This is a genomic window from Rhodococcus sp. CH91 (assembly GCF_022554085.1).
GTDB lineage: Bacteria > Actinomycetota > Actinomycetes > Mycobacteriales > Mycobacteriaceae > Rhodococcus.
This window is the reverse complement of the sequence record NZ_JAKFYR010000003.1, coordinates 364,985-381,031: the sequence shown is the minus strand read 5'-3', so window position 1 is coordinate 381,031 and position 16,047 is coordinate 364,985. Positions and strand designations below refer to the sequence as shown.

The 16,047-nt window shown below is 67.7% G+C and carries 17 protein-coding genes; 10 read left to right on the top strand and 7 right to left on the bottom strand.

From position 1 onward, the window contains the following. Positions 1–38: 38 nt before the first annotated feature. Positions 39–818, bottom strand: coding sequence for an IclR family transcriptional regulator (locus MOM01_RS08430; RefSeq protein ID WP_241384951.1), 780 nt, complete (start codon positions 816–818; stop codon positions 39–41). Between the two features lie 226 nt (positions 819–1,044). Here MOM01_RS08430 and MOM01_RS08425 point away from each other — a divergent pair, with 226 nt between their 5' ends. The 7 genes from MOM01_RS08425 to MOM01_RS08395 are packed head-to-tail and all read left to right on the top strand — an operon-like array spanning position 1,045 to position 8,503. After that, positions 1,045–2,820: a carbon-nitrogen hydrolase family protein gene (locus MOM01_RS08425; protein ID WP_241384950.1), complete on the top strand. Its 1,776-nt coding sequence runs from the start codon at positions 1,045–1,047 to the stop codon at positions 2,818–2,820. After that, positions 2,810–4,945, top strand: a complete 2,136-nt coding sequence (locus MOM01_RS08420; protein ID WP_241384949.1) for an FAD-dependent monooxygenase — start codon at positions 2,810–2,812, stop codon at positions 4,943–4,945. Before MOM01_RS08425 ends, MOM01_RS08420 begins: the two co-directional genes overlap by 11 nt. Then, on the top strand, positions 4,942–5,682 hold the full coding sequence (locus MOM01_RS08415) for a maleate cis-trans isomerase family protein (RefSeq protein WP_120280389.1): 741 nt from the start codon (positions 4,942–4,944) through the stop codon (positions 5,680–5,682). The genes MOM01_RS08420 and MOM01_RS08415 overlap by 4 nt, the downstream gene beginning before the upstream one ends. A 31-nt stretch (positions 5,683–5,713) precedes the next feature. Then, positions 5,714–6,040 carry a Dabb family protein gene (locus MOM01_RS08410; RefSeq protein WP_241384948.1) on the top strand — a complete coding sequence of 109 codons (327 nt, stop codon included), beginning with the start codon at positions 5,714–5,716 and terminating at the stop codon, positions 6,038–6,040. Beyond that, positions 6,037–6,699 carry an isochorismatase family protein gene (locus MOM01_RS08405; protein ID WP_241384947.1) on the top strand — a complete coding sequence of 221 codons (663 nt, stop codon included), beginning with the start codon at positions 6,037–6,039 and terminating at the stop codon, positions 6,697–6,699. The genes MOM01_RS08410 and MOM01_RS08405 overlap by 4 nt, the downstream gene beginning before the upstream one ends. Further along, positions 6,699–7,634: a DUF3089 domain-containing protein gene (locus MOM01_RS08400; RefSeq protein ID WP_241385123.1), complete on the top strand. Its 936-nt coding sequence runs from the start codon at positions 6,699–6,701 to the stop codon at positions 7,632–7,634. Before MOM01_RS08405 ends, MOM01_RS08400 begins: the two co-directional genes overlap by 1 nt. Further along, positions 7,631–8,503 (top strand): alpha/beta fold hydrolase, encoded by an 873-nt coding sequence (locus MOM01_RS08395; protein ID WP_241384946.1) that lies wholly within the window; start codon positions 7,631–7,633, stop codon positions 8,501–8,503. Before MOM01_RS08400 ends, MOM01_RS08395 begins: the two co-directional genes overlap by 4 nt. Positions 8,504–8,544: 41 nt before the next feature. Here MOM01_RS08395 and MOM01_RS08390 read toward each other — a convergent pair whose 3' ends face one another. The 3 genes from MOM01_RS08390 to MOM01_RS08380 are packed head-to-tail and all read right to left on the bottom strand — an operon-like array spanning position 8,545 to position 10,826. Continuing rightward, the gene (locus tag MOM01_RS08390; protein ID WP_241384945.1) at positions 8,545–9,039 is read right to left on the bottom strand and encodes a VOC family protein; all 495 of its coding nucleotides are present in this window, start codon (positions 9,037–9,039) and stop codon (positions 8,545–8,547) included. Positions 9,040–9,087: 48 nt separating this feature from the next. Further along, positions 9,088–10,257 (bottom strand): zinc-dependent alcohol dehydrogenase, encoded by a 1,170-nt coding sequence (locus MOM01_RS08385; RefSeq protein WP_241384944.1) that lies wholly within the window; start codon positions 10,255–10,257, stop codon positions 9,088–9,090. Continuing rightward, positions 10,257–10,826, bottom strand: a complete 570-nt coding sequence (locus MOM01_RS08380) for a hypothetical protein (RefSeq protein ID WP_241384943.1) — start codon at positions 10,824–10,826, stop codon at positions 10,257–10,259. Before MOM01_RS08380 ends, MOM01_RS08385 begins: the two co-directional genes overlap by 1 nt. Positions 10,827–11,226: 400 nt before the next feature. Between MOM01_RS08380 and cysK the strand changes: the two genes are divergently transcribed. Beyond that, entirely contained in the window at positions 11,227–12,162 is a 936-nt protein-coding gene (cysK, locus tag MOM01_RS08375; protein WP_241384942.1) for a cysteine synthase A, read from the top strand. 8 nt (positions 12,163–12,170) lie between these two features. Then, positions 12,171–12,749 (top strand): serine O-acetyltransferase EpsC, encoded by a 579-nt coding sequence (gene epsC, locus MOM01_RS08370; protein WP_241384941.1) that lies wholly within the window; start codon positions 12,171–12,173, stop codon positions 12,747–12,749. Positions 12,750–12,857: 108 nt separating this feature from the next. Here epsC and MOM01_RS08365 read toward each other — a convergent pair whose 3' ends face one another. Both MOM01_RS08365 and MOM01_RS08360 read right to left on the bottom strand, forming a co-directional pair. Continuing rightward, the gene (locus tag MOM01_RS08365; protein ID WP_241384940.1) at positions 12,858–14,306 is read right to left on the bottom strand and encodes an aldehyde dehydrogenase; all 1,449 of its coding nucleotides are present in this window, start codon (positions 14,304–14,306) and stop codon (positions 12,858–12,860) included. Between the two features lie 194 nt (positions 14,307–14,500). After that, a complete protein-coding gene (locus MOM01_RS08360) occupies positions 14,501–14,980 on the bottom strand; it encodes a nucleoside deaminase (protein WP_241384939.1) in 480 nt (159 codons plus the stop codon). Between the two features lie 119 nt (positions 14,981–15,099). Here MOM01_RS08360 and MOM01_RS08355 point away from each other — a divergent pair, with 119 nt between their 5' ends. Next, a complete protein-coding gene (locus MOM01_RS08355; protein WP_241384938.1) occupies positions 15,100–15,513 on the top strand; it encodes a hypothetical protein in 414 nt (137 codons plus the stop codon). 28 nt (positions 15,514–15,541) lie between these two features. Here MOM01_RS08355 and MOM01_RS08350 read toward each other — a convergent pair whose 3' ends face one another. Next, complete coding sequence (locus MOM01_RS08350; RefSeq protein ID WP_241384937.1) at positions 15,542–15,973, bottom strand: CBS domain-containing protein; 432 nt, start codon at positions 15,971–15,973, stop codon at positions 15,542–15,544. Positions 15,974–16,047 lie beyond the last annotated feature (74 nt).

The window sequence follows — 16,047 nt, the reverse complement described above, 5'->3', positions numbered from 1 at the left end:
CCCGGCGGTGATCAACCGCCGGGCCCGCAGTCCTGTCGTCACGACGGGCCGGATCCGTCGAGTGCGTGGGAGATCTCGGACGCGGCGTCGCGGATCAGCGAGATGATCCGTGCGCGGCGCGTGGCGTCGGTGCGGAAGATCGGGGCGGCGGTCCCGATCGAGGCGACGGTACTGCCGTGCGAGACGATCGCCGCGGCCGTGCCCCAGATGCCTTCGTCGATCTCCTCGAAACTCTCCGTCCAGCCGTCGCGATGGACGACGTCCAGTGCGTCGTCGGTGAGCTGAGCGGCGAGCCCCGGATCCATCCCGTCGCCGATCGCCGCGACGACCGCGGCGCGTTCCGGCCGGCTCATGGATGCGAGCAGGACCCGGGACATCGAACCACGATGCAGCGACATGGCCTGGCCCTTGTCGAACTGCAACCGAACGGGGCGCTGCGATTCGACACGGTCGACGCAGTACGCGGCGCGTCCTCCGCGCCGGGCCACCAGTACGGTCTCGTCGACCTCGTCCCGGATACGCGTCATGATCGGCATGGCGATCTCGATGATCGGGGGGCGGGCGGCTTCGCATGCCGCAGCCAGTGACATCACGAGATCGGTGACGCGGTAACCGTTTCCGGACGACGCTTCGAGCAGGCCCACCTCGCGGAGTAGTGCGACGTAGCGGTAGGTCGAGGTGACCGACAGGTCCAGGCGTTCGGACAGTTCCGCGACCGTCCAGGTGGGGCGGTCCTCGGTGAAGCACAGCAGGGCCTTGAGCAGTTTGCGGCTGCTGCCCGCTCCGGATACCTGATGTTCGGTCTGGCTGGGTGGCATGGGTGTCGATTCTCCTGGGGCCGGTCGAAGTGGCGTGAACGATCGCGGGCGTCTACGTCGGATCCGGATCGTGAACTCTCTCATAATGTGGCAATCACTGTTCCCCCAAGCAATCACGGCGGGCATGTTCACATGGTTGTTACCTGCGGAGTTCCCACGGAGATGAGTACGAAACCTGAGGCGCGCATAGTCGAATTCCACAGTCTGCATGATGGAGTCGCATATTATGGAAACAATCTCGGTGCTGGACACGTTCTCCGATCCGGATGCCACGGAGACCACGGTGCGCGTCGGAGCCGCCCAGTTCTTCTCCGGAACCGACGTCGACGCGAACGCTGCCTTGTGCGTCCGATACCTCCGGGCTGCCGCGGCGGCAGGCGTACGACTGGTCGTCTTCCCCGAGAACAGCAACCGCGTCCGTGACTATACGGACCGGGAACAATGCTGGGAGCTCTCCGAAGACCTCGACGGCAGCTTCGTCCGAACCCTCCGGGAGGCATGTGCCGAACTGGGCATGTACGCCGTCGTCGGCGTCGATATCCGTGGCGCACAGAGCCCGGACGTGCACATCGCCTCCCTCCTGCTCGGCCCGGACGGAGAGATTCTCCACGTCCATCACAAGACCGTCTTCTGGGACTACGAGTACACGCTGTTCGTCCCCGGGACCAAGCCGCTCGAGATCGTCGACACCCCTCTCGGGCGCATCGGCCTGCTCATGTGTGCCGACGGCATCGTGCCCGACGTCCCACGGGTTCTCGGCCGGCTCGGTGCCCAGCTGTTCTGCAACTCCCTCAACTCGCGTGGCCCGGACGAACTCCGCGTCCACGTCCCCCTCCGATCGATCGAATCACACGTCTGGCACGTCGCCTCGAACACCGTCGGGGGCCCGGCCGACGGATGGCCCTGGATGGGCGGCTCGCAGATCGTCACGCCCACCGGCGAATCGCTGGTGTGTGCCGGCGAGGAGCAGGAAGGGCTGGTGTGGGCCGACATCGACATCAGCGTCGCCGACGACAAGCACGTCGACGGACTCGCCGACATCGTCGCCTGGCGCAGGCCCGATCTGTACGGCGACCTCATGGCCGACCATGCAGACCTCCCGGTGGCCGCGATGCTCGGCCCGGCCGATCCCGAGATGCCTCCCAAGCCGCTCGATGTCGCGACCCTGCAGGTGTCGTGGTTCCACAACCAGGAATGGACCATCACCCGCGCTCTCGGGCAGATCGAATACGCGGCGCGCCGCGGCGCCACGCTCGGAGTCCTGCCGGAATTCTTCTGCTTCCGTCGCGGCGAACCGGCCGCCGACCCTGCCGGCGCCGCACGCACATCCGCCATCGTCCTCGCCCGCCTGCAGGCCGCTGCGGCCGAGCACCGGCTGTGGCTCGTCGTCCACCTCGTCGAGGCGGAGCCGGACACGGACGCGGACACCGTGCGCTACTACTCGACCGCCTATCTGATCGACGACACCGGCGCGATCGCCCTGCGCTACCGCAAGACCCACCTCGACGACGTGGACAGCACCTGGGCGACCCCGGGCGGTGACATCCCGGTGGCGCAGACGAGGATCGGTGCCATCGGCCTGATGATCGGAAACGAGGTGTGGGTCCCCGAGGTGATGCGGCTGCTCACCCTGCGCGGCGCCGAACTCGTCGCGCACCCGACCGACTGGGATCGCATCGAAGCGGCGGAGATGGCGGCCACCGAACGCACCGAGGAGAACCGGGTCCACCTGGTGTCCGTGACCCGGCTCGACAGCCCCGCCCGGATCGGTAGTCAGATCGTCCGAGCCGACGAGTTCGAGCCCGGCCAGCCCATCGCCCTGATGCGTTATCCGTCCGCGCAGTGGACCCGGCACGGATTCGAGGAGCAGCTCCTCCAGCGACTCGACCTGCGCGAATCCCACAGCAAGATGATGGGTTACCACCTCGACCCTGTCGGCACCCGTCAGCCCGGGTTGTACGGCCCACTGCTCACCGAAAGGATCACCGAGAGTGTCCGCTAACGCTGCCCCCGACCCTTCGTTCCCCGACATGCACACCGTCGCTGTGGCGGGCATGGGCCCGGTCGGCATGGTCGCCGCGCTCCGCCTCGCGCAGATGGGTCACGACGTCCTCGTCCTCGAAGCCGGCGACGAGCTGTCGGCCGAATCGCGTGCCTCCACCTTCCATCCCTCGAGCCTCGAACTCCTCGATCGGCTCGGCGTCGCCGACGCCCTGCACGAGGTCGGACTGAAAGCCCCTGTCTACCAGTACCGGGAACGCACCGGCGCCGTGCTCAGCGAGATGGACATGACGATGCTGGCAGGGGAGACGAAGTATCCCTACCGCTTGCAGAGCGAGCAGAACAACCTCACCCGCATCATCCACGATGTGCTGGTGACGATGCCCAATGTCACTCTGCGGTTCTCGAGCCCGGTCGCCCGAGCCGAACAGGGCGACCGGCACGTGCGTATCCACCTCGAGGGCGGGCACCGCGACCGCCCCATCCGCGCCCGCTGGCTGATCGCCGCCGACGGTGCACAATCGGCGATACGCAAGTCGCTCGGAGTGTCGTTCGAGGGACGGACCTACGACGAGCGATTCCTCGTCGTCTCCACCACGCACGAATTCCGCGACGATTTCCCCGATCTCGCCTACGTCTCGTACATCTCGGATCCGGAGGAATGGGGTGTGCTGCTGCGCACCCCCAACCACTGGCGCGTGCTGTTCCCGATCCGCGAAGGGGAATCGGACGACCACGCTCTCGACCCCGACGTGATCGAAGCGCGACTGCAGCGCATCGCGGCACAACCGACCCCCTACGAGGTCGCCCACGCCTCGATCTACGCCGTGAACATGCGTGCCGCCTCGACGTTCGCGGTCGGGCAGATCCTGCTCGCCGGCGACTCCGCGCACGTCAACAACCCGCTCGGCGGCATGGGTATGAACAGCGGAATCCACGACGCCTGGGCCGCGGTCGAATGCATCGACGCCGCGCTCACCGGAACCGATCCCGTACATGCGGCCTCCCTGTACAGCGAACTGCGTCGCGACGCGGCGCTCAACCACGTGCAGGCACGTGCGCAGAACAACTACGACTCCATGCGCGACGACGATGCGACCGCCCGCGCATCGCGCGCCGACAGCTTGTCGGCACTGGACCGGGATCTGTTCGACAAGCGTGAACACCAGCGCACCGCGGCGATGTTCACGTCGCTGCGGATCACCCTGGGCAGGCTGGCCCGCGAACTGCGCTCGGTGCCCGACTCGGCACGCCCGGCCGGGCGCGTTCTTTCGGAGAAGCTCTGCTACGGACCGATTCTCGCGCCCGGTGTCTACGACGGCGTCTCGATGGCCGCGCTCGGCCGATCCGGCTTCGGCGCCGGATATGTCTCGGGGGCGGCGGTATCCGCAGTCGCGCTGGGCAGACCCGATCTCGGATATCTCGGCCTGGCGGACATGGCCGAGCACGTCCGACGGCTCACCGCCGTGAGCGATATCCCCCTCATCGTCGACGGCGACACCGGTTACGGCGGCGTCCTGCAGGTGGGCGACGCGATCGCCCGATTCGAGGCGGCAGGCGCGGCAGCGGTGCAACTCGAGGATCAGCTCGCCCCGAAGCGTTGCGGTCATCTCGCCGGCAAGGAACTGGTCCCGGTGGAGGAGATGGTCGCCAAGATCGAGATGGCCTGTGCCCGGAGGTCGTCCATGCTCGTCATCGCCCGCACCGATGCGCTGACGGTCGACGGTTTCGACGCGGTCCTCACCCGCGCGCGGGCGTATGCCGCAGCCGGCGCGGACCTGATCTTCGCCGAAGGTGTGACCACCGAGACGGACCTGCGTGCCCTGCGCGACGTCACCGGTGGGATTCCACTGGTGGTCAGTCTGTCGGAGGCCGGCGATCATTCGCAGTTGCCGTCCGAGCGCATCCTGTTCGAGTGCGGCGTCGCACTCGTCATCCATCCCGTGGCTCCGGTCCTCGCCGCGGCCGACGCCGTCGCACAGGCCTACGACACGATCCGGGCCACCGGGGAATCCGGACGGTCCGGTGATCACTGGCGGGCCTTCACCGACTTGATGGGCCAGCCCGAACAACTGTCCCAGGCGGCACTGCTCGCCACCCCCACCCGAGCGAGGAGCATCGCGTGACATTCTCTCCGAAAGGGCGCCGGTTCGCGCTCGTCGTCCCGTCCACCAACACCTCCGTCGAGCGGGAGTTCCACCGGATCCGGCCGCAGGACTGCTCATGGCACACCGGACGCATCATGATCGACGCTCCCGCACTGGATTCCGCCGAGGCCTTCGGGTTGTTCCGGGAAGGACTCAACGCGGCTCTGCCCTCCGCTCTCGAGATCGTGATGACCTGCGAACCCGAGTACGTTGTGATGGGTATGTCCGCCGAGACGTTCTGGGGAGGTGTCGCAGGCAACGCCGCTTTCGAGGACAACGTCCGCGCCTTGACGGGCCTCGGGGTCACCACGGGAGCGACGGCCGCCGCGGAAGCGCTGACAGCCTTCGGGGCGAAGAAGATCGGAATCGTCACGCCCTATCAGCCGGTGGGCGACGAGCAGGTCGTGGCCTACTTCACCGAACTCGGCTTCGAGGTGCACGCGATCCACGGTCTGTGCTCGGCGTCGGCCACCTCGATCGCCGACGAGACGCCCGAGACCCTGCGCGCGGCGTTCCTCGAGGTCGACGGCCCGGATGTCGACGCGCTGATCCAGGCAGGCACCAACCTCGAGGCGATCGCCGTCGCCGCGGAGCTCGAGCGTGAACTCGGTAAGCCGGTCGTCGCGATCAATGCGGCGACGATATGGCACGCGCTGCGCACCAACGGAATCGACGACAAGATCAGTGGATTCGGTTCGCTCCTCGAACGCTTCTGACTCCGCTCGACCCGAGATCGAAAGGGGAATCATGTTCAACCATGTCGGACACCTGACCCTCGTGCACACTGCGACCTCCGACCACATCGGCCGGATCGCCGACGGACTGCTCGAGCTGCCCGAACTCGTCGAGGGTCTGGTGTCGGCGCAGGTCGTGCGCGATGCCGGCCTGGTCGAGGGCAACGCCACTCTGCGCTTCCACATGCGATTCGGCTCCCGTGACGACTGGGCTGCCTACCGTGCCCATCCCGCACACGTCGCCGTCGTCACGGAGCGCATCGGCCCGGTGCTGGAATCGAAATCGTTTGTGCAGTACGACGATTCGCAGGTCGTCGAGACCGGATCGGTGGACGTGTGACGGACCTGCTCGCGGAGGACTACGCTCGTGCCGGTTTCGGCGGCCGACTCGAACCGGGGGCCCGGCCGGCGCTCGTCGTGGTCGATCCGGCCCGCGCCTACACGGAACCGCGGTCACCGCTGTACGCCGGTGTCGAACGTGAGGTCGCGGCGATGCTCGAACTGCGCGAACTGGCGGCGCTCGCAGGCATCCCGATCTACCTGACCCGGGTGCTCTACGACGACGGCGACGGGGTGCTCGGGGGACTCTTCTTCCGCAAGGTTCCGGCGCTGCGATGTTTCGTCGCGGGCAATCCGCTCGCCGATTTCGTACCCGGATTCGAACCGCGTGCCGGAGAGACGGTGGTGACGAAGCACTATCCGAGCGCGTTCGCGGGGACCTCGCTCGCGGCGTCGCTGACCACCAGGGGCGTCGACACCGTGCTCCTCGCAGGTCTCTCGACGAGTGGATGCATTCGGGCGACCGCCCTCGACAGCCTGCAACACGGTTTCGTGCCGGTCGTGGTGCGTGACGCGGTGGGGGACCGGCATCCGGACCCGCACGAGTCGAATCTGCGCGACATCGCTGCCAAATGCGGCGAAGTGCACGGCCTGGACGAAGTGCGGGATTACCTCGCCGCGCTGTCCCCGGCTGCCGTGACGGACGGACCACGGCCGTGATGCCCCTCGACGAGTTCGCCGCGGACCTCGCGCTCGACTACCAGGATCCGGTGTCGTGGCTGCACCACGACGACGCGCGGGGGAGTTCCGACGATCCGGTCGTCTTCTACGTCCACCCGACGACGGCGCACGGACCCGGCTGGTTCGGTGATCCCACCGATCCGGGGACCGCCGCGGAGACGGCCCGGGTCGCCGAACGGCAACTCGGCGCGTTCCCGGGGCGGTGGTGGGCGCCGCGATACCGGCAGGCGACGACGCGCGCCTTCCACGAACGTGAGAGCGGCGGGGTCGAGGCATACGATCTCGCGTATCCGGACGTGTCCGCCGCGTTCGCGGCCTTCCTCGACCACGACGCGGCACATCCGGGACCGCCCGGGCCGATCGTGCTCGCCGGCCACAGCCAGGGCGCCCGGCACGTGCTGTCGCTCGTGGAGGAGTACTTCACCAGGACGGACATCGCGGAGCGGCTCGTCGCCGTCTACTCGATCGGGATCGCGCTTCCCGCAGGGAAACTCGCCCTGTCCATGTTCCCCTCCCCGAGCGAGCCGCATGCTCCCGGTGTCACCCTCGGGTGGAGGTCCGTGCTCGCCGGCCGGCCCGCTACCGGAACGGTCGGCGGTGACTCCGTGTGCGTCAACCCGATCACCGGTACCACCGTGCGCCCCGGGGCCGGGGCGCACGCCCACCGTCCGGCACACGACCCGCAGTGCGCTCTCCACGGCGTGCGGGTGGCCGCGCACTGCCGTGGCGGAGTGCTCGAGGTGGAGCCCGCCCGTGAGGGAGCGCTCGACGCGGTCGCACTCCCGCACGGGAACCTCCACCGCATCGACGTCGAGTTGTTCGCAGGCAACATCCGGGACGACCTGCGCCGTAGGACCGCGGAGTGGCGCCGTCGCGCGACGGCGCGGTCGGCAGAGCAGAAGGGTGAGCGATGACGGGCGAAGATACGTACCCGGTGCCGTTGTGGGAGGAGGTCACCGGTCGCCGGATACGTACGGAGGACGGGTGGCTGCACTATGTGGACCTCGGTGAGCGCGGTGATCCCGCAGCGCCGGTGGTGGTGCTGTTGCACAAACTCGGCGGCTGGGTCGCCGACTGGCGGCACGTCGCGGAACCGATCGCCGCGCGGTACCGCGTCGTGGCCGTCGACCTGCCCGGGCACGGTGGTTCCACGATGGACGAGCGAAGCCCGTGGGCGCACCCTCCGAGCGCGAGCGCGAACCGGGTGGCGGAGTTGCTCGCCGCGCTCGGTATCGAACGTGCTCACGTCATGGGCAATTCACTGGGCGGCATCGTCGGTGTGCACCTGGCGGTCGGCCGTCCCGAACTGGTCGTCACGCTCGCCCTCGTGGGGGTGTCCCTCACGGAGAGACACAGCCTCGAACGCACCCTCGACAACGACCGTGCGGTGCGGCACCTCTTCGGCCCGGACTGGGAGCCGCTGTCCCTGGGCTCCGCCGCCGCCGACCGTGCCGCCACCGACGATCCCCGGATTCTCACCGAGCAGGACCTCTCGCGCCACGCGGCCGGCCGGTGGGTGCGGCCCTCCGAACGCGGCGTGGGCCTGACGGGTGTGGCTCATCTGCTTCCCGAGGTGAGGGTGCCGACACTGGTGGTCAACGGTGTGCGAGCGCCGTACCGCACCTACGACGAGCGTGCCCGCGACAGCCTGCCCGATGTCCGGATCGAGACGATCGACGAGGCGGGATCCTTCGTGCATCAGGAACGGCCTGCGGAGGTCGCGCGCCACTGGCAGGAGTTCGTGGCGGAGCGAGGCGGCGGAACCGGAACGGGAGGAAGGTGAATCCGTAAGCGCACCTTCGTCTTCACCCGATGCTGCCGTCCTCACGCGTTCTGCTGCGCCGCCCATTCGTCGAGACGACGCTTCGCTTCCTCCGCGGGGACGTCCTCGACGCGCGTCATCACGGCCCAGCGGTGCCCGAACGGATCGAGCATCGACGCGAACCGATCGCCCGTCACGAAGGTCGACGGTTCCTCGAACACCCGGGCGCCGAGCGCGATCGCGCGTGAGAAGACCGCGTCGACGTCGGCGCAGTACAGAACGTACGAGTGGTCGACCTCGGTCGTCCCGTCGGGTGCGCGCAATCCCATCTCCGGATGCGGATCACTCACTTGCATGCGGCCGGCCCCGAAATCGAGCTCGGCGTGCAGGATTCGCCCGTCGGGTGCATCCATCCGCTCCACGACGGTGGCTCCGAACGCCTCGCAATAGAACTCGACGGCGCGAGCCCCGCCGTCGACGACCAGGAAAGGAGTCAGGGCGGTGTATCCCTCCGGGATCGGGTTCGCTCGATTCACGGCAGGTACTGGATTCGTCATGGTGTCAGTGTCGACCGACGGTCACCGCCTGTATTGAACAAATCCGACTCACGGGCGGAAGACCGCGCGGAGGCAGTTGTCCTCCTTCTCCTTGAACATTTCGTAGCCCCGCACCGATTCGGTGAGCGGAAGATCGTGGGTCATCAGCCAACTCGGATCGAGACGACCCGACCGGACGTGTTCGAACAGTGCCGGCATGTAACGCTGTCCGTGCTGCTGGGCGGTCCGCAGGGTCAGGCTCTTGTTCGTCAGGACTGCCATCGGGAATTTGTCGGTGAGTCCGTAGATGCCCAGGACCGACACCACACCACCCTTCCCGCACGCCAGGATCGCCTCCCGCAGCGACGTCGCGCGGTCGGTCTCCATGCGGAGTGCCTGCTTGACCTTGTCGTATGCCTGCACGACACCGGTGCCGTGACCTTCCATGCCCACCGCGTCGATGCACGCGTCCGGCCCGCGCCCACCCGTGCTCTCGCGAAGTGTCTCGTAGACGCTGTCGACGGCCGTGTAGTCGACCGTCTCGGCGCCGACCTTCGTCTCGGCGAGGTCGAGTCGATCACGGAAGCGATCGATGACGATCACCCGTTCGGCGCCCATGAGCCTCGCGCTCGCCGCGGCCATGAGACCGACGGCGCCGGCACCCCACACGGCTACGGTGTCGCCCGGTGAGATATCGCAGAAGTCGGCACCCATGTAGCCGGTCGGTACCGCGTCCGAGAGGAACAGTGCCTGCTCGTCGCCGACACCGTCCGGAACCGGGAAACAGTTGACGTCGCCGAACGGTACGCGGATGTACTCGGCGTGCGCACCCTGATATCCGCCGAAGGGGTGGGTGTAGCCGTAGATGCCGCCCGTGGGATAGCCGAGCAGCGGTTGCTGCATGGCGGCGTTCGGATTGGTGGTGTCGCACACCGCGTGCAGGCCGTTCTCGCAATACGGACACGTCCCGCATCCGATGAACGACGGAACGACGACGCGGTCACCGATCCTCACCGAGGTCACGTCGCGGCCGGTCTCGACGATCTCGCCCATGAACTCGTGGCCGATCACGTCGCCCTCCCGCATCCCCGGCAGATACCCGCCCAGAAAATGCAGGTCGGATCCGCAGGTCGTGGAGAGGCGGACCCTCACGATCACGTCGTGCGCATTCACCAGGCCGGGATCGTCCACCGTCTCCACCGACAAGTCGTTCACACCCATCCAGCACAGGGCTCGCATCAGACCTCTCCTTCGAATTTGCGGGCGCTCGGACTGCCCTGCAGGGTGGGGATCTCACCGGTCTGCATGAGGGCACGCGCACGGTAGAGCGCGGTGAACGTCATCGCGCCGGTGACGAGTTCGGGGGCGGGAACCTCCGCGCGGAGGGTCATCTCTGTGCCCAGGCCACGCGGTGCGTCGGCTATCGCGAGGACCACGCGGGGTCCCGGAGTGTCCGCGTCGTCCTCTCCGACGAAGGCGAGCCCCTCCTCGGTGACATCGACGCGGGTGTCCCAGGTCGTCGTCGTGCCCGCGACTTCCCACGTCCAGCGCACGTGGTTCACCTCTGCGGTCTCGACGCGGACGCGATCACCGAAGACGCGGGTCAGGTTCTCGGGATCGCGCCAGAACTGCATGACCTGCGCCCGCGGCGCCGCCACCGTCACCGTCTGCGGCCTTCGTGCGTCGAGGGGGCGGTCCATCGCACGCCGGACGAAGCCCCCGACCGTCTGACCTGCATTGTTCACTGCCTTGCCCGCGTTGTTCACAGCTCGGCTCGCGTTGTCCACGACTCTGCTGAAATCGACCACGGTCGTCTCCTCGCTCGGGTGTCCGGGTCGTGCCGGATTCAGGTTTCGACGCGCACTGCATGCCCGACGCACACTGCATGCCCGACGAGCGCGGGCGCCCGTTCGACGGCACCCCGCAGCGGCGTGCGGCCGGAAACGAGAGGGCCGTCGTACGTCATACGGCTCGGCTACCCCTGCACGGTCACCGGGCAAACCGACCCGGCCGATCCGGATCCCCCGCCGGGTACCTCCACGGGGGACGGTCCGACGGCGAATCGGACATGTGGGAATAACGACGGCGGGCGGATACGTTCGTACATCGATGGGCCCGCTGCGTCGTCGGATGGCGACAGAATGATGCAATAGGGCGATCGAGACCGCGACCGCAGCCGCCGTGTGTGGCCATGAGGGAGGATCAAGCATGAGCAGGATCTACGACAATGTGACCGAACTGGTCGGGGGTACCCCGATCGTCAAGCTCAATCGTCTGACCGAGGGGTCCGACGCGACGGTCGCCGTGAAACTCGAGTTCTACAATCCGGCGAACAGCGTCAAGGATCGCATCGGCGTGGCCATCATCGACGCCGCCGAGAAGTCCGGTCGGCTGAAGCCCGGTGGCACCATCGTCGAGGGCACCTCCGGGAACACCGGCATCGCGCTCGCCATGGTCGGCGCCGCACGCGGCTACAAGGTCATCCTCACGATGCCCGAGACGATGTCCACCGAGCGTCGCGTCATGCTGCGCGCCTACGGCGCCGAGATCGTGCTCACCCCCGGTTCCGAAGGCATGAAGGGTGCCGTCGCGAAGGCCGAGGAAATTGTCGAGAAGACCGAGAACGCGATCCTCGCCCGCCAGTTCGGCAACCCCGCGAACCCGGAGATCCACTACAACACCACCGGTGAGGAGATCTGGAAGGACACCGCCGGTGAGGTCGACATCTTCGTGGCCGGCATCGGCACGGGCGGCACCATCACCGGCGCGGGCCGCAAGCTCAAGGAGTACAAGCCGGAGGTGAAGATCGTCGGCGTCGAGCCGATCGACTCGCCCATCCTCAACGGTGGGGAGCCCGGCCCCCACAAGATCCAGGGCATCGGCGCCAACTTCGTGCCCGATGTGCTCGACCGCGAGGTCTACGACGAGATCGTCGACGTCTCCTTCGACGACGCGATCCGGGTGGCCCGGGATCTCGGCACGCAGGAAGGCATCCTCGGTGGCATCTCGTCGGGCGCCATCGTCTGGGCGGCCCTCGAGCTGGCGAAGCGCCCGGAGAACGCCGGCAAGCTGATCGTCGCCGTCGTCTGCGACTTCGGTGAGCGCTACATCTCGACCCCGCTGTTCGAACACATTCGGGACTGATCGCCGTCGTGGGTATCCTGCACACTCTGCGGGAGGATCTGCAGTCTGCGCGCGGCCACGATCCGGCCGCGCGCAGCGATACGGAGAACGCCGTCGTCTACTCCGGGCTGCACGCGATCTGGTCGCATCGCATCGCACACCGGATGTGGCAGGTGCCCGCTCTCAAGGGACCTGCCCGGATCCTCGCGCAGTTCACCCGGTTCCTCACCGGCATCGAGATCCATCCCGGCGCGACCATCGGGCGGCGCTTCTTCATCGACCACGGCATGGGCGTGGTCATCGGTGAGACCGCCGAGATCGGCGACGACGTCATGCTCTATCACGGTGTGACACTCGGCGGCAGGTCGCTGGCGAAGGAGAAGCGCCATCCCACGCTCGGCAACCGGGTGACCGTCGGCGCCGGCGCCAAGGTGCTCGGTCCGGTGGTGATCGGGGACGACAGCGCGATCGGCGCCAACGCCGTGGTCACCCACGACGTGCCGCCGGATTCGATCGCCACGGGCATCCCCGCGACGGTCCGCTCCCGCAAGAAGCACGAACCGCTCGTCGACCCGACGACCTATATCGACCCGGCGATGTACATCTGAGGTCGTATCTCTCCGCCGACACGATCGAGGGGGAGGAAATGTGTGTTCTCGTCGAAGAACTCGCACATTTCCTCCCCCTCGCCGTATGCGGGGACGAAGGTCCGGAGATCAGCCCTCGTAGCCGAGCGGGTAGAGCACCGACTTGGTCTCGCAGTAGGCTTCGACACCCTCGGGGCCGTTCTCGCGGCCGATGCCGGAGTTCTTGTAACCGCCGAACGGAGATCCGGGATCGAAGGCATACCAATTGATTCCGTACGTCCCGGTGCGTACACGTGAGGCGATGTCGAGGCCCTTCTCGACATCGGTGGTGTACACGGATCCGGCGAGGCCGTAATCGGAATCGTTGGCGATCTTGACCGCTTCGTCGACGCTGTCGTAAGGGATGACGCAGATGACGGGCCCGAAGATCTCCTCACGGGCGATGGTCATGGAGTTGTCCACATCGGCGAAGATCGTGGGCTCGACGAAATAACCCGTCTCGATGCCTTCGGGGCGACCGCCACCGAGCACGAGTCGAGCGCCTTCCTCCTTGCCCTTCGCGATGTAGGACTCGACACGATCGCGCTGTTTCGCGGAGATCAGCGGGCCCAGCTGGGCGCCTTCGGTGTCGGGCAGTCCGACGGGGAAGAAGGCGGCGGTCGCGGCCATCTTCTCGACGACCTCGTCGTAGCGTGAACGCGGGGCGAGGACCCGGGCCTGGCCGACGCAGGCCTGGCCGGTGTTCATCAGACCGGACATCACCAGCATCGGCATGGTGGAGTCGAGGTCGGCGTCCTCGAGGATGATCGCGGCCGACTTTCCTCCGAGTTCGAGCGAACAACGCTTGAGGCCACGGGCCGCGATCTCGCCGATGTGGCGGCCCACTGCCGTCGACCCGGTGAAGGTGATCTTGTCGACGTCGGGATGCGACACGAGATATTCGCCGGTCTCGGCGCCACCGGGGACGAGGGACAGCACGCCCTCGGGAAGCCCGGCCTCCGCGAAGATCTCGGCGATCACGTTCGTCGTCAGTGGAGATTCGGGGGCGGGCTTGAGGACCATGGTGCACCCGGCGAGCAGTGCGGGCCCGAGCTTGTTGATCATGAGGAACAGCGGCACGTTCCATGCGATGACGGCGGCGACGACACCGACAGGTTCGCGGCTGACGCGGCTGCGACCGAACAGGCCGGTGCGCTCCTCGACCCAGGGGAACGAATCGGCAAGACCGGCATAGTAATTGATCGTCGCGAGGCCCGAGGTCAGCTGCATCATCTCCACCGATGCCGGGGGCTGGCCCATCTCGGCCGTGAGGGAGGCGCCGATCTCCGCGCGACGTTCCTCGATGAGTTTCGCGGCCTTGCCGAGGATCTCGGCGCGCTCGCTCGGAGTGGTGCGGGACCACGGGCCTTCGTCGAAGGCGCGACGGGCGGCGGCGACCGCTGCATCGACGTCCTGCGGTCCCGCGACGGGCACGGAGCCGACGCGCTCCTCCGTGGCGGGGGAGAACACCTCGAGCCTCTCGTCGGTCGACGGTGCCACCCACTGGCCGCCGATGAACAACTTGTCGTAGTCGGTCATGTCGCTTCCTCACCTAGCTGTGCTCATGTGTCGGCTGTGCTCATAGCTCATACGTCCGAACGCGCGGCCGTCGAGCGCGCCGCGGTGCTGTGACCCCGAACACTAGAACACGTTACAGGCTCGGGGTAGGGGTCACCAGATCCAGCGGGACCGCCGCACTCGCCCCCTCCCGGGGAAACGGGCACCGGCCGGAGTCATCCACCGAGATGGCAGCGACGATGCAGGTCGTGAATCTCCTGTTCGAGGGCGGGGACCGGACCCTCGACGGTCACCCCCGGAACGACCTCCCGGACAGGCAGGGGCCGCACGGGCGCCGGTGGCACGCCCATCTCCTCGAGCCAGCGGACCAGTTGGGCGGAGGACGCGGCGTAGACGATCCGCCCCAGGCCCACCCAGCCGTGCGCGGCGGCACACATCGGGCAGTGCTCACCGGAGGTGTACACGGTGGCCGCACTACGTTCGTGCGGCGTGAGATGCTCGGCCGCCCACCGCGCCAGCGCGAATTCCGGATGCCGGGTGCGGTCGCCGCCCGCGATGCGGTTGCGGTCCTCGGCCAGGGCGCGTCCGTCCGCGTCGGCGAGCACCGACCCGAACGGTTCGTCACCCGCCGCGACGGCTTCCTCCGCGAGTTCGAGGCATCGTCGGAGATGCTGCAGATCGACCTCGTCCACCACCTCTGTCCCCTTCCTGTCCGGCTGCGTGTGGAGAAGGGCGACCGCGGGAATGCTCCCGGGTGGCGCGAATCGTCCACCGTCTCCACACTGGAGTGTGCCCAATGGTCAGGAGACATGTCATGGCGGAGAACAACCCGTTCGGGTTCGATCCCGAAGATCTCGACCGCGTGGTGCGGGAAGCCGGTGAGGAACTGCGGGGACTGAGGGACCGCATCTTCTCCTTCCTCGAGCCACCGGCGGCACCCACGCGCACGCAGGCGCGGCCCGAAACCACCGGTGAGACGGGCGACGGGGTCTGGGTGGTCTACACCTCGGACGACGAGGGTGTCGCCCGCGTCGACCAGGTCCATCGCACCGAACTCGATGCCCTGCGCACCCTCAAGGGCAATACCGATCCGCGACGCTCGGTGCGGTTCCTGCCGTTCGGGATGAGCGTGAGCATCCTCGATCGCCCGGGCGCGGCGGAGGACACGACTGCCGAGGACGGTGCCGCGGGCGACGAACCGGTCACGGGCGGCCCGGCCGAGGACTGATCCCGGCCGAAGGCCCGGTCACGGGCTTTCAGCCGCCGCCGTGGATGTACGACGCGAGCTGATCGCGTTCGGCCTGCAGCTCGTCGATCCTGCTCTTGACCACGTCGCCGATACTGACGATTCCGACGAGCTGTGCGTCGACCACGACCGGCAGGTGCCGGATCCGCTGTTCGGTCATGGTCTCGGCGAGGCTGTCGACCGACTCGGTGGGCAGGCAGGTCGTCACCGATCCGGACATCAGCTCGCGTGCCGGCAGGGCGAGGATCGACGGGCCCCGCGCGTGCAGGGCGCGCACCACATCGCGTTCGGTGACGATGCCGGCGACGGTCTCGTTCTCGCAGACGACCACCGCTCCGACATTGAAACGGGCGAAGTCGCCGATGAGCTCGCACACGGTGGTGTCCGGAGTGACGGTGTGCACCTCCGAACCCTTGGTCCGCAAAATGTCAGCAATCCGCATCCGGTACCGCCGATCCGCTCGCCGGGCATCCCGGCGGACCGGTCAACGGATCCCGCCGGGACTCCATCGGTCCT